At 69.3% G+C, this 17,438-nt stretch carries 18 protein-coding genes; 12 read left to right on the top strand and 6 right to left on the bottom strand.

The window, feature by feature from the left end:
- Window positions 1-14 precede the first annotated feature (14 nt).
- Window positions 15-1,649: an alkaline phosphatase D family protein gene (locus ACWFRJ_RS10165; protein ID WP_453526657.1), complete on the bottom strand. Its 1,635-nt coding sequence runs from the start codon at window positions 1,647-1,649 to the stop codon at window positions 15-17.
- A gap of 133 nt (window positions 1,650-1,782) precedes the next feature.
- Here ACWFRJ_RS10165 and ACWFRJ_RS10160 point away from each other — a divergent pair, with 133 nt between their 5' ends.
- The 3 genes from ACWFRJ_RS10160 (at window position 1,783) to ACWFRJ_RS10150 (ending at window position 4,386) form a co-directional block, all read left to right on the top strand.
- Complete coding sequence (locus ACWFRJ_RS10160) at window positions 1,783-2,634, top strand: SDR family oxidoreductase (RefSeq protein ID WP_453526654.1); 852 nt, start codon at window positions 1,783-1,785, stop codon at window positions 2,632-2,634.
- A gap of 176 nt (window positions 2,635-2,810) precedes the next feature.
- Window positions 2,811-3,284 (top strand): lamin tail domain-containing protein, encoded by a 474-nt coding sequence (locus ACWFRJ_RS10155; RefSeq protein ID WP_453526652.1) that lies wholly within the window; start codon window positions 2,811-2,813, stop codon window positions 3,282-3,284.
- 187 nt (window positions 3,285-3,471) lie between these two features.
- Window positions 3,472-4,386, top strand: coding sequence for a PhzF family phenazine biosynthesis protein (locus ACWFRJ_RS10150; protein ID WP_453527195.1), 915 nt, complete (start codon window positions 3,472-3,474; stop codon window positions 4,384-4,386).
- 67 nt (window positions 4,387-4,453) lie between these two features.
- On the opposite strand, the gene ACWFRJ_RS10145 is transcribed toward ACWFRJ_RS10150, so the two are convergent.
- The 3 genes from ACWFRJ_RS10145 to ACWFRJ_RS10135 form a co-directional block, all read right to left on the bottom strand.
- Complete coding sequence (locus ACWFRJ_RS10145) at window positions 4,454-5,740, bottom strand: VanZ family protein (RefSeq protein WP_453526649.1); 1,287 nt, start codon at window positions 5,738-5,740, stop codon at window positions 4,454-4,456.
- A 131-nt stretch (window positions 5,741-5,871) separates the two neighbouring features.
- A complete protein-coding gene (locus ACWFRJ_RS10140; RefSeq protein ID WP_453526646.1) occupies window positions 5,872-6,885 on the bottom strand; it encodes an aldo/keto reductase in 1,014 nt (337 codons plus the stop codon).
- Window positions 6,886-6,961: 76 nt separating this feature from the next.
- On the bottom strand, window positions 6,962-7,285 hold the full coding sequence (locus ACWFRJ_RS10135; protein WP_453526644.1) for a nuclear transport factor 2 family protein: 324 nt from the start codon (window positions 7,283-7,285) through the stop codon (window positions 6,962-6,964).
- 151 nt (window positions 7,286-7,436) lie between these two features.
- Here ACWFRJ_RS10135 and ACWFRJ_RS10130 point away from each other — a divergent pair, with 151 nt between their 5' ends.
- Entirely contained in the window at window positions 7,437-7,985 is a 549-nt protein-coding gene (locus ACWFRJ_RS10130; RefSeq protein WP_453526641.1) for a DoxX family protein, read from the top strand.
- A gap of 107 nt (window positions 7,986-8,092) precedes the next feature.
- Window positions 8,093-8,914 carry an SAM-dependent methyltransferase gene (locus ACWFRJ_RS10125; RefSeq protein ID WP_453526638.1) on the top strand — a complete coding sequence of 274 codons (822 nt, stop codon included), beginning with the start codon at window positions 8,093-8,095 and terminating at the stop codon, window positions 8,912-8,914.
- Here the strand turns inward: ACWFRJ_RS10125 and ACWFRJ_RS10120 are convergent.
- A complete protein-coding gene (locus ACWFRJ_RS10120) occupies window positions 8,866-9,861 on the bottom strand; it encodes an aminoglycoside phosphotransferase family protein (RefSeq protein ID WP_453526636.1) in 996 nt (331 codons plus the stop codon). The two genes, ACWFRJ_RS10125 and ACWFRJ_RS10120, sit on opposite strands and share 49 nt — an antisense overlap.
- 137 nt (window positions 9,862-9,998) lie before the next feature.
- Between ACWFRJ_RS10120 and ACWFRJ_RS10115 the strand changes: the two genes are divergently transcribed.
- The gene (locus ACWFRJ_RS10115) at window positions 9,999-10,754 is read left to right on the top strand and encodes a YqeB family protein (RefSeq protein WP_453526633.1); all 756 of its coding nucleotides are present in this window, start codon (window positions 9,999-10,001) and stop codon (window positions 10,752-10,754) included.
- A gap of 55 nt (window positions 10,755-10,809) precedes the next feature.
- Here ACWFRJ_RS10115 and ACWFRJ_RS10110 read toward each other — a convergent pair whose 3' ends face one another.
- The gene (locus ACWFRJ_RS10110; protein ID WP_453526631.1) at window positions 10,810-11,316 is read right to left on the bottom strand and encodes a hypothetical protein; all 507 of its coding nucleotides are present in this window, start codon (window positions 11,314-11,316) and stop codon (window positions 10,810-10,812) included.
- Window positions 11,317-11,535: 219 nt separating this feature from the next.
- Between ACWFRJ_RS10110 and ACWFRJ_RS10105 the strand changes: the two genes are divergently transcribed.
- The 6 genes from ACWFRJ_RS10105 (at window position 11,536) to ACWFRJ_RS10080 (ending at window position 17,347) form a co-directional block, all read left to right on the top strand.
- A complete protein-coding gene (locus ACWFRJ_RS10105) occupies window positions 11,536-12,495 on the top strand; it encodes a glutaminase (RefSeq protein WP_453526628.1) in 960 nt (319 codons plus the stop codon).
- A gap of 189 nt (window positions 12,496-12,684) precedes the next feature.
- Window positions 12,685-13,014 (top strand): hypothetical protein, encoded by a 330-nt coding sequence (locus tag ACWFRJ_RS10100; protein ID WP_453526625.1) that lies wholly within the window; start codon window positions 12,685-12,687, stop codon window positions 13,012-13,014.
- 58 nt (window positions 13,015-13,072) lie between these two features.
- Window positions 13,073-13,384, top strand: coding sequence for a pore-forming ESAT-6 family protein (locus ACWFRJ_RS10095; RefSeq protein WP_135335255.1), 312 nt, complete (start codon window positions 13,073-13,075; stop codon window positions 13,382-13,384).
- 65 nt (window positions 13,385-13,449) lie between these two features.
- On the top strand, window positions 13,450-13,842 hold the full coding sequence (locus tag ACWFRJ_RS10090; RefSeq protein WP_453526622.1) for a DUF6507 family protein: 393 nt from the start codon (window positions 13,450-13,452) through the stop codon (window positions 13,840-13,842).
- Window positions 13,839-16,487, top strand: coding sequence for a hypothetical protein (locus ACWFRJ_RS10085; RefSeq protein ID WP_453526619.1), 2,649 nt, complete (start codon window positions 13,839-13,841; stop codon window positions 16,485-16,487). The genes ACWFRJ_RS10090 and ACWFRJ_RS10085 overlap by 4 nt, the downstream gene beginning before the upstream one ends.
- Window positions 16,484-17,347 carry an immunity 49 family protein gene (locus ACWFRJ_RS10080; RefSeq protein WP_453526617.1) on the top strand — a complete coding sequence of 288 codons (864 nt, stop codon included), beginning with the start codon at window positions 16,484-16,486 and terminating at the stop codon, window positions 17,345-17,347. Before ACWFRJ_RS10085 ends, ACWFRJ_RS10080 begins: the two co-directional genes overlap by 4 nt.
- The last annotated feature ends 91 nt before the right edge of the window (window positions 17,348-17,438 follow it).

The following is a 17,438-nucleotide window of genomic DNA, read 5'->3' as shown; positions in this document are numbered from 1 at the left end:
ACGGGACTACGGGACTACGCGGGCTTCAGACCCGGGTTCCCCGCCTCCGTCACGAACGAAGCCGCCGTCGTGATCGGCGCCCCCGGCGCCGACACCGCGGAGACCGTCTTGAAGTCGGCGCGCGCGGACTCCTGGCCGAGGTCCACGGTCACGTATCCGCGGCGCCCGTTGTAGAACTTCATGTGCGGGTTGGCCTTGGTGTAGGTGTCCCAGTTCGCGGGCTTGTCGGCGCCGTCCTTGCCGCTCGCGATGGACGTGGCGACGATCTCCGTACCGACCGTCTTGGACCCCTGGTCGGCGAAGTCGGCCTTGATGTCATAGGCGTACGCGACGTGCACGTCGCCCGTGAGCACCATCAGGTTCTCGATCCCGGCCGATGCCGCGCCCGCAAGGACGCGGTCGCGGGAAGCGGTGTAGCCGTCCCAGGCGTCCATGCTGACCTTCGCCACCGCGTTGAGGTCGAGCTTGCGCTCGGAGAAGTTGACCTGCTGCGGCACGACGTTCCACAGCGCCCGCGAGCGACGCCAGCCCTCGATGAGCCAGCGCTCCTGCGTGGCGCCGGTGAGGGTGCGCTTCGGGTCCGTGGACTCGGGCCCCGGGACGTGGGAGCCATCCCCGTACGCCTGGTCGGAGCGGTACTGGCGGGTGTCAAGGACGTCGAACTGCGCGAGCTTGCCCCACTGCACGCGGCGGTAGAGCTGGAGGTCGGGGCCACTGGGCCGCTGGGGGCTGCGCAGCGGCAGGTTCTCCCAGTACGCGCGGTAGGCGGCGGCGCGACGGACCAGGAACTCGGCGGGCGGGTTGCCGTTCTCGTCGAGGTCGCCCGCGTAGTTGTTCTCGGCCTCGTGGTCGTCCCAGGTGACGACGAAGGGGTGCGCGGCGTGCGCGGCGCGCAGATCGGGGTCGGACTTGTAGAGGGCGTATCGCAGGCGGTAGTCCTCGAGCGTCTGCGTCTCGCGGTTGTAGAGGGCGGGCAGGGTGCGGTCGGTGTAGTTGCGGTTGCCGCCGACCGAGTTGACCGCGTACTCGTAGAGGTAGTCGCCGAGGTGGAAGACGACGTCCACATCGTCCTGCGCCAGGTGTTTGTACGCGGTGAAGTAGCCGTCGTGGTACGCCTGGCAGGAGACCGCGGCGAGCGTCAGGGAGCTCACCTTGCCGCCGAGTGCGGGAGCGGTGCGGGTCCGGCCCGTCTCGCTGATCCACTTCCCCGTCTTGAAGCGGAAGTAGTAGGTCCGGCCGGCGTCGAGGTTGCCCACCTCGACGCGCGCGGAGTGGTTGAACTCGGGGTGGGCGATGACGGAACCGCGTCTGGCTATCCGGCGGAAGCGGGCGTCGTGGGCGAGCTCCCACTGGACGGTGACGCGCTGAGCGGGCAGACCGCTGCCCGGCTCGTACGGGGACGGGGCGAGGCGGGTCCAGAGCAGGACCGAGCCGGGCAGCGGGTCCCCGGACGCCACACCGAGCGTGAACGGGTTGTCGGCGATTCTGTGCGCGTCCAACTCGGCGGCGCTCGCGGCGCCCGCGGTCGGCAGGTTGGTGGCGAAGGCGAGTGCGGCTGCGGCGCCGGTGACGGTGAGGAAGCGCCGGCGGCCCAAGTGACTGGCGGCGGCTCGGAGCTCTGCTGTGTCCTGCTGGCCTGCGGGTGTCATGTGGCCCTCCCCTGACGATTGGTGTCCATGGCATGCAAGTGGTGAGGGACGACGCGCGCCTGTCGCGTACACAACACCTGCATGGCGGACGGATGATGTCCGCGTGGACACCCCTCCCGTACGCTGCGGGGCCATGAACGCAGAGCTAACTGGGCATCCAACCGAGCAATCAAGGACCGCCGTGGTGACCGGCGCGGGCTCCGGGATCGGCAGGTCCGTGGCGGTGGAACTGCTGCGGGCCGGCTGGTCCGTGGCGCTCGCCGGGCGCCGCACGGAGACCCTGGAGGAGACCGCCGCGATCGCCGCCGGAGTGTCGGAGGGCGCCGCGGTGCGGCCCGTCCCGCACGCCGAGGAGTCCACGGAGGCGAACGCCCCGGCCAAGACCGACGCGCTGTGCGTACGCACCGACGTCTCGCGTCCCGAGGACGTGGCCGCGCTCTTCGCCGCCGTGCACGACCGCTTCGGCCGTCTCGACCTCCTCTTCAACAACGCCGGTACGTTCGGCCCCGGCGGCGTCCCGGTCGACGAGTTGGAGTACGACGCGTGGCGGCACGTCGTCGACACGAACCTTCACGGGGCGTTCCTGTGCGCGCAGGCGGCCTTCCGGCAGATGAAGGGGCAGGAACCGCAGGGCGGCCGGATCATCAACAACGGCTCCATCTCCGCGCACGTCCCGCGCCCGCACTCCATCGCGTACACGGCGACGAAGCACGCGCTGACCGGCCTGACGAAGTCCCTCTCCCTTGACGGCCGCCCCTACCGGATCGCCTGCGGCCAGATCGACATCGGCAACGCGGCGACCGACATGACCGAGCGGATGCGGGACGGAATCCTGCAGGCCAACGGCGAGTTGGCGCCCGAGCCGGTGATGGACGTGGCGGACGTGGCGCGGACGGTGCGCCACATGGCGGAGCTGCCGCTCGAGGCGAACGTGCAGTTCGCGACGGTCCTTGCTACGAACATGCCGTTCGTCGGGCGGGGTTAGCGGCTACAGCGGCTACCGCTGCTCTCCTGGTGGCCGACCGTGACCCCGCCCTCACGGTCGGCCCACATCTTCACAAACGGAATAGGAAACACCGCGTCAATTACGCGCATCGCACCCCGTATGCTCAGCAAGCCCTCCACGAGAACTCCACATTCAGAGCACACACGGAGCACACCTTGCGCATACGTTCCGCCGTCCCGGCCGTTCTCGCCGCCGCCGCCCTTTCGGCCTCGCTGCTCGCCGCGTCCCCCGCGACCGCGGCCACGGCCGCGCGCCACCAGGGCGGGCTGCACCTCGGGTACATCCAGTACGACAGCCCGGGCCGGGACACCCGCTCCAACTCCTCGCTGAACGCGGAGTGGGTCAACATCCACAACAACACCGGATCGGCGATCCAGCTCAAGGGCTACAAGCTGAAGGACAACACCGGCTACACGTACACCTTCGGCAGCTACAAGATCGGCGCCGGCAAGACCGTCAAGGTCCGCACGGGCAAGGGCACCAACGCGTCCGGCGTGCGCTACTGGGGCCGCGGCTCGTACGTCTGGAACAACACCAGCGACAAGGCCCGTCTCATCAAGCCGAGCGGCTCGCTCAAGGACTCCTGCTCCTGGACGACCAGCAACCGCGGCTACAAGTCCTGCCACTGACGGTTGCTGACGGCACTGACGGCTGCTGACTTAACTGCCTTCTGCTGACTGAACTGCCTGCCGCTGAAGGCCACTTGCCACAGTGAATGGGGAGGGGGGCAGGGCAGCCGCTCCGTGACGGCCGGTCGGGGGCCCGCGCTGGGGAGCCGCGGGAATGACCGGGGTCGCGGAACGGTTGCCCTGCGACATGACGACGAACTCGGCTGACGCCGCCTCTCCTGACGTACTGCGCTACACCGCGTTCGCGACCGACCCGGCGGGCGGCAACCCCGCCGGGATCGTGCTCGACGCCGCCGGGCTCGATGATGCGGCGATGCTGGGGATCGCGGCGGAGGTGGGGTACAGCGAGTCGGCGTTCCTGATCCCGGGCTCCGGGTCCGACTCGGGCTCGGGCTCCGGCTCCGGCTCCGGGGATGCGGGCCGCGCCTTCGATGTGCGCTACTTCAGCCCGCAGGCCGAGGTCTCCTTCTGCGGGCACGCGACGGTCGCGGCGGCGGTGGCGCTGGCCGAACGGGGCAGCGGTGCGGGCGACTTCGTCTTCTCCACGCGGGCGGGCACGGTACCGGTGACCGTGACCGAGGTGGACGGCACTCTGCGGGCGACGCTCACCAGCGTCGAACCGCACGTCACGGAGGTCGCGGCGGCCGACCTGACCGAGGCCCTGGCCGCGCTCGACTGGCCCGCGGCCGACCTCGACCCGGCGCTGCCGCCCCGCATCGCCTACGCGGGCGCCCGCCACCTGATCCTGGCCGCCGCGACCCGCGAACGCCTCGCCGACCTCTCGTACGACTTCGAACGCCTCGCCGACCTGATGCACCGCCTGGACCTGACGACGGTCCAACTGGTCTGGCGAGAATCGAAGTTGACCTTCCACGCCCGCGACCCGTTCCCGGTGGGCGGAGTCGTGGAGGACCCCGCAACGGGCGCAGCGGCGGCGGCGTTCGGCGCGTACGCCCGTGAACTGTCCCTGATCCCGGCGGAGTCGGAGCTCACCCTCCACCAGGGCGCGGACATGGGGCGCCCCGGGGTACTCACGGTAACCTTGCGGGAAGGGGACGCGAGGGCGCGGGTGAGCGGGGCGGCGGTACGGATCGAGGGGTAGTTTCCGTCCTCCGCCGAGGCCTCAGGCCCCAAGCTGACGTCCGCTCAGTGGTCTACCTGCCCGCGGGTCAGTGGCGTCCCGACGCCGTACAAGTGGATTCGGGCGCCGGGGTCTGCGACGCGTCGGTGCCCGGTCCGGGGGCCTGCGGAGCGTCCGCTTGCTCGATGCGGGAACCGGTGTCGGCGCGGGTGTGCGTCAGTGCCACCGTGCGCACCCCGGACACCCGCTCGTGGGGCCAGAGGTCCGGCTTCCGCCTCCGGGTCATCAGCGCGTACCCGCCGAGCAGGACCACTACCAGAACGATCAGCAGCACCTGCGGAAAGTGGTCGATCAGCTTCCACTGGATCGCGCGCGCGTCCGCCGCCGTAGCGTCCCGGACCCGGCGCACCACCCACGACGGCCCGTAGAGCAGGACCATCGACGCGGCCACGAGGGTCGCCATCAGCGGGAGGGTCAGCACGCCAAGGAGCGACGCGCGGACCCCGATCCGCCACAGCGCCGGCCGCTCGTCGCCTTCGGCCGGCGCCAGCTTCAGCAGAAGAAGCCGCTTGCCCGGGGTCGTCCCCGTCAGCCAGGGCAGTACGACGAACCACACGGCGAAGACCACGACCATCACCTGCGGTACGGGATGGGATTCGCCGTACACGCCTTCCGCCCTGGCCAGGACCACGAGGACGGTGACGGTGACGGCCGAGACTCCGGTCAGGTCGACAAGCAGCGCCACCAGGCGCCGTCCGGGGGTGACGGGCTGTCGGGCCGACGCCGCCTCGCCCAGCGTCTCCCAGGTCGGGAGCAGTCGGGCCAGCGGTCCGGCCACGTACCAGCCGAGCAGCGCTCCCGCGGTGTTGAGCAGCAGGTCGTCGACGTCGAACAGACGGTACGGGCACGGGTAGGTGCCCCACAGCCCGGTGCCCTGCGTGACCTCGAAGAACAGCGAGGCTCCGAAGCCCGCGACAGCAGCGGCCGCGAGGCCGCGCCGCAGGTGGTAGCGGACGAAGACGCCCAGCGGGAGCAGCAGGGCCAGGTTCAGGACCGCACCGCTGACTGCGGGGTTCTGGAACACCAGCGCGTTCAGCGTGACCTTGTGGTGCGCCTCCTTCCAGATGTCGCTGAAGGTGTTGCCCGGCATCCACTGCGGGTGGGCGACCGCCGCGAACGTCTTGCACATGTCCGCCGTCCGCTTGGGCAGCGGGACGAGCGTCATGCACAGGGCCGTGATCGCGTAGTAGAGGAAGCCGAGGAGCGACAGGGCGCGCCACTGCGACATGGTGCCGTGGCGGCGGTACAGGACGATCGCCGTCGGGAGGAACAGCACCAGCGCGAGGAGCGGGAAAAGCGCTGCCGCGGTCTTCATCGGCAGAAGGTACGCAGAAACCATGCAGGAGACTATACACAGTCTCTATACATGGCATGTATAGAGACTGTGTATAGACGTGTGAGCTGCGACTTTACGTTGAGAGGGACCCTCCGATCACCCCGACCGAACTATTCCCCGCCCACCTCACGCACCTCACTCAGAATGCGCTCGACCTCCGCCAACTCCCCCTCGCTCAAAGCCCCGTACTCCATCGCCCCCACGTTCTCCTCGACCTGCGCCACGGTCCGGAAGCCCGGCACCGGTACCGCCATCGGGCTCCGTGCCCAGAGCCAGGCGAGCGCCCCCTGCGTGAGGCTCCGACCGCCGCCGGTCAGCACGGAGCGCAAGGCGTCCACCCGCCCCAGCCACTCGGGATCCGCGCCCCCGCCCGTTCCGAAGCCCGGCAGCCAGGCGGGCGGCGCGCTGCGGATGTCTCCGGCCTCCGGCACGCGCCCGGCGCTGAACTTCCCGGTGAGCAGGCCCATCGCCAACGGACTCCGCAGCACGCTCGCGAGCCCGAGCTCCTCGCAGAGCGCCAGCATCTCCGGCGCGTCCTGGAGCACATTGCAACGATGCTGCACCGCCGCGCAGTTCGGCCCCTCGGCGAAGACCGCCACCCGTGCCGGGTCGTCCGTACTCCAGCCGTACGACCGGATGAGCCCTTCCCGCACGAACTCCTCGCACGCGTCCCGGAGTTGCGCGGCACGCTCCGGGTCCGCGTCGCCGATGTGCAGCTGGTAGAGGTCGACGCGGTCCGTGCCGAGCCGCTTCAGCGAATCGGTCAGCGCACGGCGCGCGTACGCGACGGAGTCGTCCGCACGCCCGAGCGCGGCCCGCTTCTCCTCGTCGAAGAGGTTGCCCCACTTCGTGGCGATGACGACGTCGTCCCGCCGCGCGCCGAGAGCATGCCCCAGGACACGTTCGCTGTGCCCGGTCCCGTAGTTGTCCGCGGTGTCGAAGAAGTTCACGCCGAGATCCACGGCCCGCCGGATCGCCCGCACCGACTCCTCGTCGTCGACCGCACCCCACCCGAACGGTTCACCGCCCGGCCCCGACCACTCGCCGCCGATGGCCCAGCAGCCAAGTCCGAGCGCGCTGACCTCGATACCGCTGCGCCCCAATGTCCTACGTGTCGTCTCCATGCCCACGGACGCTAGGAGTTGAAGCGCGCGCGAAGGCAAGCCCTCACGCCACATACGTAAGTCGCTCCTGCCTGCTTCAGGCTTGCCCCGTCTCGAACCGCGAGACCTTCCCGCCGTCGACGGTGAACTGCCACCTCGTCCGCATCTCTCCCCACGTGTCGTTGCGGAACGTGACGATCAGCGCGCGCCCGCCGTCCGACTCGTTCTCCACGTCCATGTGGCCGTGCGAGGAGAAGATCTCGCGGTCGGTCCAGTCGGCGATGTTCCGGTCGGAACCGTCGTCGGACATGGCCGCGTCGGGCGTGAGGACTGCCTGGAAGGCGTCCTGGTCGTGGGCGTTGACGGCGGTGACGAAGGCCCGGACCGTCGGGTCGGAGAGCCGGTTTACCTGAATGCTCATGCGCCCACGGTCACACCGGCCGCCCGGCCCCGCCACCGGGCGGGGTCACCCGTACGGCCGATTGAGCCAGGTGCGCGGCGAGGCTCTGACGGACGGTGGGGTGACGACACCGAGACAAGCAGCCCCCCTTCTCGCCTCAGGAGACAGCGCCATGACCAGTTCCTGCTTCGACCGCCGCGACCTGGGCCTTCTCCTGCTCCGCGTCACAACCGGCGGAGTCCTCGCCGCCCACGGCGCCCAGAAGCTCTTCGGCTGGTTCGGCGGCCACGGCGTCGAAGGCACCGGTGCCTTCATGGAGTCCATCGGCTTCGCGCCCGGCAAGGCGAACGCCGTCATCGCGGGTCTCGCCGAGGCAGGCGGCGGCACGCTGCTCGCACTCGGCCTCGCGACCCCCGCCGCCGGTTCCGCGGCGGCGGGAGCCATGGCCGGGGCGACCGCGGTACACGCCCCCAACGGCTTCTTCAGCCAGGGCGGCGGCTACGAGTACCCGGCGTTCCTCGGCATCGTCTCCGCCGCCCTCGCCGTCACGGGCCCCGGCGCCTACTCCGTCGACAGTGCCCTCGGCCACTCCTTCAACCGCAACTGGATGGTGCCGGCGGCTCTGGCGGGCACGGCCGTCGGGGCGCTCGTGTCGGTGGGCTCGCGGGCGAGGAACGTACGCGAACAGGAGCGGAGCCAGGCGGGCCCGGAAGAGGCCTGACCGCCCCCTCACGACTGGGCACCTCACGGCTGGGCACCTCACGGCTGGGCACCTCACGGCGAAAGTCGCTTTTCGCGGCCCGAGTTGACGGGATAGCGTCGTCGCCCATGACCGAGATCACCGGCCCGGACCTGCCGCCCCGCCTCACCGGCCTCACCTTCCACGGCCCGCTCTCCGAGGCACGGGCCGCACGCATCGTCGCGCGCGTCGCGCCGGGCACCGGCACCGACACCGACACCGACACCGGCATCAGCTCTGTTCTCGATGTCGGCTGCGGCTGGGGCGAGTTGCTGCTCCGCGTACTCGAAGCCGCCCCGGACGCCACCGGCGTGGGCGTCGATCTGTCGGCCGATGACCTGGCCAGGGGCCGCGCCGCCGCCAAGGAGCGCGGTCTGGCCGAGCGGGTCTCCTTCGTCGAGGAGTCGGCGACGGACACCACCCGCGGCCCCGCCGACCTCGTCCTGTGCCTGGGCTCCAGCCACGCGCTCAGCTCCGCGGAGCCGCCCGGCCACACCGCCGCGGCCCTGCGCGAACTGCGCCGCCTGGTCAGCCCCGGAGGCCGTGTCGTACTCGGCGAGGGCTTCTGGCAGCGCACGCCCACCCCCGCCGAACTCGCCGGGATGTGGCCGGATGCCCACGCGGGCGAACACCTCTTCCTGGGCGACCTGGTGGACGCGGCGATCGCGGGGGGCTTCCGCCCCCTGTGGGTGGAGACGGCGAGCACGCAGGAGTGGGAGGAGTTCGAATCCGGCTACCGCACGGACGTGGAGGAGTGGCTCGCCACGCACCCCGACCACCCGCTGGCCGCCGAGACCCGCGAGAAGACGGACCGCCAGCGCAACAGCTGGCTGCGGGGCTACCGCGAGGTGCTCGGTCTGGCCTATCTGACCTTGATGCCGGTGTCGAACCACGCCTGGGCCAGCGCGTAGAGGGTCGGCTTCGGCGGGGCGGGCAGCTCCCTCAGATACCAAGGCAGGTTGCTGTAGACGTGGAGCAGGGTGTGGGCGAGGAGTTCACACGGCTCGAAGGTACGGCCGTAGGCCCGCATGAAACGGCCGAGCAGCCCTGGCTCCGCGCGCGTGACGAAGAGGCCCACGCCCACGAAGTCGTACGCCCTGTCCCCGATCATGGCGGGCTCGAAGTCGAAGAGCCCCGTGAGCCCGAGCCGTCCGTCGGCGTCGGCGTCGTCGTCGTCGGCGGCGGCGGCGGCGGCGGCGGCGGCGGCGGCGGCGGGACCGACCAGCAGGTGCTGGCGCATGAACTCGGTGTGCAAGAGGGTGCGCGGCGCGTCGGCACGCAGCGGCACCGCGTCCAGGAAGTCGGGGATCTGCTCCACCCAGCTCTCCGGCAGCCCGCACTTGCGCTGCCGCGCGACGGCCCCGGCACGCTGCCTGCCGAGGAAGTCTCCCCAGTCGCCGGGCCCGAGCACATCGTCGAGCGGCCCGGGGTCCAGGTCGTGCAGCGCGGCGAGCGCCTCACCCGCCTCGGTGACCAGGCGCTCCCGGTCGACGCGCGGGATGCGCGGCCAGGCGGCGGCGAGGTCCTCGCCGGGCAGCCGGGACATCAGCACGTAGCGCCAGCCGTTCTCGTACGCCCCTGCCGCGTGCACCCGCGGTGTGGAGACGGGCAACCGCCCTTGAAGATGGCTCAACACCCGCTCCTCGACGATGCCGTCGTCGGCGGCGGCACCGGGAAAGAGCTTCAGTACGAGGTCGTCCCCGACGGCGTAGACGGGCTGTGTCCCCTCGGTGAACCGGTCGAGCGGTGCTCCCGCGAGGCCGAGCCGGTCGCAGAGGTCCTCGACTCCGGGCCGCATGACGGCCTCGTCGGGGACGACGACGTCCCATTGCTCGTCTGTGTCCACAGTGGGCAGCATGATCGGCACGGTAGGGGGAGCGTGGGGCGGCGGCAACGTAATTCAGGGGCACCGCCCGTGGCGATACCGACCGAAGTTCGCCACCCATCGACTTTCGGCCGCTCCCCCGCGGCCCGTGCCCGCCTAGCGTCGAGGGCATGACCAGCGAAGAGAGCCTCGGCCCCGTCTCGCTCCACAAGGGCCGGACGACGGTGCTCGGATACCCGCGCGCGGACCTGCTGACCCTGCTCATCGGCATGCCGGTCCTCGGCCTGCTGATCGGCCTCGCTCTGCCGCCGCTCGCCCGCTGGCTGACTCGCTTGCCGGTGCTGCCCTGGCGGGACGGCATCACGTTCGTCGGGTCGCTGGACAAGCCGTGGCAGACCGGTGTCGTGGTGGGCGTCGCTCTGGTGGCCGGGGCGGTACTGGCCTTCACGGACATCGACGAGGCGTTGAAGCTGAAACTCACCGACGGGGAACTGGAGACCGAGAAGGACAGCGTGACGCGGACGATCCGACGTGACCGCGTATCGGCGGTGTTCCTGGACGGCAAGAACCTGGTGGTCCTGGACGAGACGTCACGCGAGGCGACGCGCGGCGAGCACAAGGCATCGGCGGCGACCCTGGCCGATGCGTTCCGTGCCCACGGCTACCCGTGGCGGGACGCCGACCCGTACGCGTCCCTCTTCCGCCGCTGGATCCCCGGCGCTCCCGGCCTGCCCGCCGAGGCGCACGCGGTTCTCGCGGCACGGAAGGTGGCGTGGAAGAGCGATGCCAGGGAGGACGTCCGCGATCTCGGCGGGGCGCTGCAGGACCTCGGGTACGTCGTACGGGACGAGGGCAAGAACCAGTACTGGCGCCCGCTGGCGGCGGAGGCCGAGGCGGACGAGAGGGACGGCACCGCCCAGGACTGAGCGCCGCCGCCCCTCGAAGAACTCGCCGGTCGCCGTAACGTGCAGTGCCGTGCCGTCAGAAGACGAACGGCCCGGGCGCCTGCGCCGACGTGGCGTTGCAGGTCACGCTGATCCCGAAGACCACGACGTTCAGCGACTTGCCCGCCAGGCTGTCGCCGGTGGCGACGGTCCCGTTGAGCGGCCCTGTGGACACCTGGCCGCCCGCGGGGATGGCCGGGTTGGAGTTGCCGGTGAAGGTCGCCGTGCCCGAGCCGTTCTTGGTGAGCGTGAGGGTCGAGGCGACCGAGTTCGCGGCGAGGTCGATGGGTGCGCTGATCGCCGATGTGGAGACGCTGATGGTCGCGGCGGTACCGTTCTGGGTCGCCTTGAGGGTCGCCGAACCCGAGCCCCAGGTACCGCAGTCGAACGAGATGGTCGCGGTGTCCGGGGTCACGGCGGTGGCGGCGGGCGCCATCACCATCGCGCCCAGGGCGACCAGACCGACGCCCAACGCCGACCCGGCACCGAGTCTGCCGAAGCCGAATCTGCCTTGTCTGTTGATTAAGTTGCTGCCATGCCTCATGAGGTCCTGCCTTCAGGTGGGGGGGGTGCCGGGGGGGGGAGAGAGACGGCACCGGGAACTGACGGGTGGTCAGCATCCCGAACCGCTGCTCATTGAGGCATGGGCCCCTTGAGGTGGCAAGGCACGCTCCCGTGATTCTTGACATGCTACGGCCAATTCCAGCCGCGGCGACGAGTCTCCTTCCCAGGCCCGCTCCCACTCGGGTGCAAAATGGCGATCATGACGCCGCCCCCGCCCCCGACACCGAATCCGACTCCGACCTCGCCCCAGACCTACCAGCCGGTCCTTGACCGCATCGCGGCCGAGATCGAGAAGACGCCGGGACGCGGCAGGCCCGCCGACTACATCCCGGCGCTCGCGGCGTGCGACCCGCGCCGGTTCGGCATGGCCGTCGCGGAGCCGGACGGCACGGTGTACGGGGTGGGTGACTGGCGGCACCCGTTCTCCGCGCAGTCCATCACCAAGGTCTTCACCCTCGCGCTCGACCTGGCGGGCGAGGGCGACACCCTGTGGGAACACGTGGGCCGCGAGCCGTCCGGCAACCCCTTCAACTCGCTCGTGCAGCTGGAGTACGAGAACGGCATCCCCCGCAATCCCTTCATCAACGCGGGCGCGCTCGTCGTCACCGACCGCCTCCAGACCCAGACGGGCGACGCGGCGGAAACCCTCCTCGCATTCCTCCGCGCGGAGAGCGGCAACGCCCGGCTCACCATCAACGAAACCGTCGCGGCGTCCGAGGCCGCCCACGGGGACCGCAACGCCGCGCTCGGCCACTTCATGGCGGCCTACGGGAACATCGGCAACCCGGTCCCGACCCTGCTCGACCAGTACTTCCGCCAGTGCTCGGTCGAGGCGTCCTGCGCCGACCTGGCCCTGGCCACCGGCTTCCTGGCCCGCCACGGCATCCGCGCGGACGGCACCCGCCTGCTCAGCAGCAGCCAGGCCAAGCAGGTCAACGCCATCATGCTCACGTGCGGAACGTACGACGCGGCGGGCGACTTCGCCTACCGCGTGGGCCTACCGGGCAAGAGCGGCGTAGGCGGCGGCATCATCGCCGTCGTCCCCGGCCACTGCACCATCTGCGTCTGGAGCCCGGGCCTGGACGAGCGGGGCAACTCGGTGTCGGGGGTCGCGGCACTCGACCGGTTCACGACGCTTACGGGGCTTTCGGTGTTCTGAGGCGGCCCAGGTCACGACACATGTCATGGCGCAGATCACGCCGTCCCGTCCCCAAATGCGTCGCACCCACAGCCCCTTATGGGACAGGATGTTCGATACAATACGGGGCGTGAGTGATGCGTGTGCATGCCGTGACGGCAGAACCGCCCACGGCGCACCACACATTTGGGGATACACGGGGGTGGACTCATGAAGTTCGACATGGGAGACACGACTCTCGCGGTGCTGGGGAAGAACACCGTGGGGTCCAGCGACGATCTCGGGACGCTGATCAACCTCCTTGTCCAGGCGGCAGAGCCGCTGGAAGGCAAGTTCAACGGAGCGGGCAAGGCGACCTTCGACTCGTTCAAGTTGCGCGCGGACGAGATCACATCGGACCTGAACGGGGCACTGTCCTCGATCCTGGGCGGCCAGGCCGGCATGGACACCGCGTTCGGCTCCGGCGACCAGGAGCAGTCCGACAACGCCCACCAGAACATGGGCGCGGCCAACTTCGACGGCGCCCGCTTCTCCGCCTGAGCCCGCCGACTCGGCCGATTCGCACACCCAACACTTTTTACACAGGGGGAACTTCGCCATGGCTGGAACCCAGGACCGCCGCTCCTACGACACCGGCGCCTCGTCCGACGTACAGGGCGGCCTGCAGATCATCATCGGCCAGCTGGAACGAGTGCTCGGCGACCGTGACCGCGCGGTGAAGGCCGCGATGGCCGACTACCAGGCCGACGGCGTGTCAGACGACTACCACGGCAAGGAAGTCCGCTGGAACAAGGCGGCCAACGAGGTGCGGGAAATCATCCGCCTCGTGCGCACCACGCTGGAGCAGAACGACGGCACCGCGCAGTCGACGCTCGCGCGGGCACGCGCCGCCGTCGACAACATCGGCTGACGGGCAGGCTGGCCGACAGCACGAAGCAGCAGGGCTGAATTACGGGGATCAGTAGGGGGTTTGGCATGCCTGCGTGGGACATTTCACCGTCCGGGGTGGATTCGGTGACGTCGTTGGTGGGGCTCGCGATGGACGACGTGGCCAAGGACGTCAAGGCGTACGGGACCGACGCCGAAAGTGCGGCCACTTCGGCCGGCACCATCAGCTCGGGGTACTGCGGGGACGCGCCCGTCGGTCCGGTCGGAATGGCTCTGGCGCTGTTCGTGGACAAGAGCGCGGGAGATGCGCTCTTCCCCGGCGCTCGGGCCGCGAAGTCGGTGAACGGAGCGATCGAGGCGACCAATCACTACGTGCACGGGGACCTGGAGCAAGCCGCGACGGCACAGCGCAATGCGGAGAAGGCCCCAGATATGAAGGCCATTCTCGCAGACGCCCGCAAGAAGGGCGCCGACAAGTGACGGTGATCGAGCCGGGAGGCATACCGCAGTTCACCGGCAACTTCGAGCAGCTGGACAAGGACGTCTCCGCGCTGCGCAGCGACGCCATCGGAATCCGTAACGGCGGGGCCGATGTGCACTCCCGGTTCCAGATGCTGGGGGCGTACTACACCGCGCCGGAGGCGGACGATCTGTTCGCAAGCACCCGTCCGGTGATGGACAGGGCAGACGCCTTCGCCGCTGATCTGGAGACGGTGGCCGACGCCCTGGACACCTTCTCCAGCGAGGCGCAACCGCTGGCCGAGCGCCTGGAGACGCTGAAGGCCGATGCTGTGACGTTCCGCGCCAGCATCGAGGGCGATGACGACTGGTCGTACGACGACAAGAAGATCGACCGTAACAACGAACTCACGGACAGCGTCGCCGCCACCAAGACCGCCTTCGAGGCGGCCGAGCGTCGAGCCGCGACCAAGATCTCGGCGATCGTGAACGGCCCGAAGTTCATCGAGGACGACGGCAGTCACAAGGCGACGAAGAAAACCGTGATGTACGGCTATGACGCCGAGGCCCTCAAGCACGCCGAGGAAACGCCCTGGGGCAGCCGGATGAGCGAATCCATCCACGCTTGGGAGATCCACCGGCACGTAAAGCACTTCGTCTGGGACGGCTTCATCGTCGGCGGTGGCGGAGCCACGCTCGAAGGCCTGGGCCATCTGGTCGGCATCGGTGGCTCGGCGAAGGACGCCTGGAGCGGTCTCGCTGATGTCCTCGGCGGAATCGGCCAGTACACCATGACCCCCTACGACTGGGTCATGGACCACACCATCGGCCCGGACGACGAGAGCGACGGTGTGAAGCGGCAGAAGACGGCCGCCCGTGAATTCGCCAAGTCCATCGTCGCCTGGGACCAGTGGGAAGAACACCCGGTCCAGGCCGCGGGGACCACCGCCTTCAACATCCTCACCCTTGGCGCCGGTCCCATTGGGGCCGTCGCCAAGGGCGGCAAGGCCGGGTTGGCCTCGAAGGCCGCCGGTGTCGCAGCGAAGATCGGTACCTACGCCGACCCGCTCTCCGCCGGGCTCACGGTGGGCGGCAAGGCCTTCAGCAAGCTGCCCAGCGTCGCCGAACTGACCGGCCGCGTCCGCACCGGCACGGACGCCGCACCCGAGCTGGGGCGCGTACACACCGACCTCGAGTTCGACGGTTCCAGGGTCCGAGTCGAGGACGGCAAGTTCGTCCGCGTCGACGCGGAGGGCAACCCGATCAGGGATACCGCCCCGAACGAGAAGGCGGCTGCGGAGCGGGCGGTTCCCGAGGAAGTGCCATCGCAGCGCGAGCCTGCCCTGGTCGGCGCCGGGGCTCGGACGCCCGGAGCCAGTGCCCACGCGGGCGAACACCTTCCGCCGCAGGCCGGCCACGAGCCCCCTGTCGGCGGAGGTGGCACAGGTTCCCCACGAGGCAACGGGCACAACGAGGTTGGAGGGGCAGCCGGGGCCCGGAGTGGCGACGTGCCCGGCCCGAGCAGCTCGACGGGCCACGACGCACCCGGCGGTCCGGGGCGCGGCTCCGTGCCGCCCCCCGGTCCAGGGCGCGGCTCCGTGCCGCCCCCCGGTCCAGGGCGCGGCTCCGTGCCGCCCCCCGGTGCAGCGGGCGGCGACGGCCTGGACAATCTGGGTTCAGCGGGCGACAACGCAGCCGGCAACAGCCCGGCCAGACCTGACGGCGATGTCCCGAGGCAGCCCGGCCAGGCTGAACGCCCCAGCTTCATGCGGGAGGGCCCCAATCCTTACGGGCCTCGTAGATCGCTCACACTGGAGCAGATCGAGGAAATTCAGGTCTATCGAGCCAACCATGAGCCCGGGTACCGCGAACACTTCTACCGCAAGGACGGCACTCGTAAGCTCTTGGAGCGCTACGACGAGAGCGGCTACACCCCGCCCCAGCTCACTCAGCTGTCTGACGACGCGCCGTGGATCCGCGCCAAGGACGCACCAGCGCCGCCCAAGCCGCACTATCTCGATGACGACTACGTCTCTGTGGACGCCGATAACATAACGAATCGCGCACGACGTCGCATTCTTGAAGAGGCGGCCCGCACTCGCCAATTCGCCATCAACTGGGACAACCTGGTCTCGGACTTGAAGGCGGAGACAGGCAAGGCCCACGAAGCACAGGGAACCATCGATACAGCTGCCCAATGGGGCGAGGCCCGGGGCATGTACAAGGAATCCCACACTCAGATGGGAGAGAAGACCGAGGCCTTCGGCGAGGCGGCGGCCGAGCACCATTACATCGCCCAGAAGTACCCGGACTTCAACAAGGAGACCCTTCTCGGGCCGAAGAGTGGAAATGATCAGTTCGACCAGGTCTGGACGCACGAGGATGGCCGAGTGGTCGTTGTCGAGGCCAAGAGCAGCCCAACGACCGAGCTGGGTCGACGCACTCTTCCGAGCGGTCGACAGGTATCCCAGGGGAGTAGGGAATACTTCAACGACATCATCAAGGCCATGGAAGCTCGTGGCGAGTTCGATCTGGTGGAAACCCTCGATAATGCGCTCAACGAGGGGAAGCTAGAATATGTCGTCGTCAAGGGCGAGAAGAACACGGGCACGTACACCGGGTACAAGTATCGCCGGTTCGACATCAGCAAGGGGACCCTTCCGTGACTGTACGCATCGACCGGCATGCGCTGCCATCAGGACTTGAGGCCGAGCAGTATGCGGACCGGCTCAGCCAGCACTTCAGCAGGAAGGTCGATCGGCTTGAGGAGTCCGCGTCCACCATCGACGGGGCCTTCAACACATCGCTTCTGAACCTGCGAGCTCGTTGCGTCATCGACCCGCGGGCAGCAGCGGTGGAGACCTGGGAGGCCGCCGTCACGGCAATGCAGTTGGGTTCTGCGCTGTTTGCCGTAACTGGAGTGAGCGAAGGCACCGTCGAGTGCCGTATCGACCGCAAGGTACGCAGCTTGCGGGCCGTCGGCCCACTCTCCACTGCCGATGCGGGCGCATGGTTGCAGGCGTTCTGGCTGGCTGTCATCTGCCGCGAACAGGGACGGATGACGCAGCTGTGCGAGATCCCGCTGGACCGCTTGCGCGCTCCGGAAGGGCAGTATGACGAGTACATCTACCACTGGGTGGACACCCTGCAGACTTACTGGCTGCGCCGCCCCGGCTTGGTGGAGAAGCTCACGGCCACGTTCCGAGCTTCCGATCCGTCAGTGGCACATGTCGCCCCGCGTGACATGTTGGACGGCATCCTCTATCCGCCGATCAACCTCTTCTACCGATTTGTGACCAAGGATGAGGAGGGTTTCAGCCAGGCTCTGGTCGAGGCACTGAAGCTCCACCAGACTTACTGGACCCTGAACGAGGACCGGGAGAGCGATATTGACGGCGGTATCGCTCTGGGGCCGTTGGCCATCGCTTGCCTCGCCTACGACGGGGAGATCCCTATCGAAGTCGAGTCGGATTACCTGCCCAAGCACATCCTGCAGCACAGCTGGCTCGGCGAGTTCGCCACCTGAGAGACCTCTATTCGGGAATTTTGACAGTGCCGCCTTCAACTAGGAATGCACCGCCAGAAGCCCGGGTTCTGACAATACCCCCGTAACATAC

Source organism: Streptomyces sp. NPDC055239, from assembly GCF_053606205.1.
This window is presented reverse-complemented; position numbering and strand designations above follow the sequence as displayed.

Bases quoted from the DNA above. Each gene is read 5' to 3' on its own strand.
- ACWFRJ_RS10165 (WP_453526657.1), bottom strand. From the start codon at position 1,649: ATGACACCCGCAGGCCAGCAGGACACAGCAGAGCTCCGAGCCGCCGCC.
- ACWFRJ_RS10160 (WP_453526654.1), top strand. From the start codon at position 1,783: ATGAACGCAGAGCTAACTGGGCATCCAACCGAGCAATCAAGGACCGCC.
- ACWFRJ_RS10150 (WP_453527195.1), top strand. From the start codon at position 3,472: ATGACGACGAACTCGGCTGACGCCGCCTCTCCTGACGTACTGCGCTAC.
- ACWFRJ_RS10145 (WP_453526649.1), bottom strand. From the start codon at position 5,740: ATGAAGACCGCGGCAGCGCTTTTCCCGCTCCTCGCGCTGGTGCTGTTC.
- ACWFRJ_RS10140 (WP_453526646.1), bottom strand. From the start codon at position 6,885: ATGGAGACGACACGTAGGACATTGGGGCGCAGCGGTATCGAGGTCAGC.
- ACWFRJ_RS10135 (WP_453526644.1), bottom strand. From the start codon at position 7,285: ATGAGCATTCAGGTAAACCGGCTCTCCGACCCGACGGTCCGGGCCTTC.
- ACWFRJ_RS10130 (WP_453526641.1), top strand. From the start codon at position 7,437: ATGACCAGTTCCTGCTTCGACCGCCGCGACCTGGGCCTTCTCCTGCTC.
- ACWFRJ_RS10125 (WP_453526638.1), top strand. From the start codon at position 8,093: ATGACCGAGATCACCGGCCCGGACCTGCCGCCCCGCCTCACCGGCCTC.
- ACWFRJ_RS10120 (WP_453526636.1), bottom strand. From the start codon at position 9,861: ATGCTGCCCACTGTGGACACAGACGAGCAATGGGACGTCGTCGTCCCC.
- ACWFRJ_RS10115 (WP_453526633.1), top strand. From the start codon at position 9,999: ATGACCAGCGAAGAGAGCCTCGGCCCCGTCTCGCTCCACAAGGGCCGG.
- ACWFRJ_RS10110 (WP_453526631.1), bottom strand. From the start codon at position 11,316: ATGAGGCATGGCAGCAACTTAATCAACAGACAAGGCAGATTCGGCTTC.
- ACWFRJ_RS10105 (WP_453526628.1), top strand. From the start codon at position 11,536: ATGACGCCGCCCCCGCCCCCGACACCGAATCCGACTCCGACCTCGCCC.
- ACWFRJ_RS10100 (WP_453526625.1), top strand. From the start codon at position 12,685: ATGAAGTTCGACATGGGAGACACGACTCTCGCGGTGCTGGGGAAGAAC.
- ACWFRJ_RS10095 (WP_135335255.1), top strand. From the start codon at position 13,073: ATGGCTGGAACCCAGGACCGCCGCTCCTACGACACCGGCGCCTCGTCC.
- ACWFRJ_RS10090 (WP_453526622.1), top strand. From the start codon at position 13,450: ATGCCTGCGTGGGACATTTCACCGTCCGGGGTGGATTCGGTGACGTCG.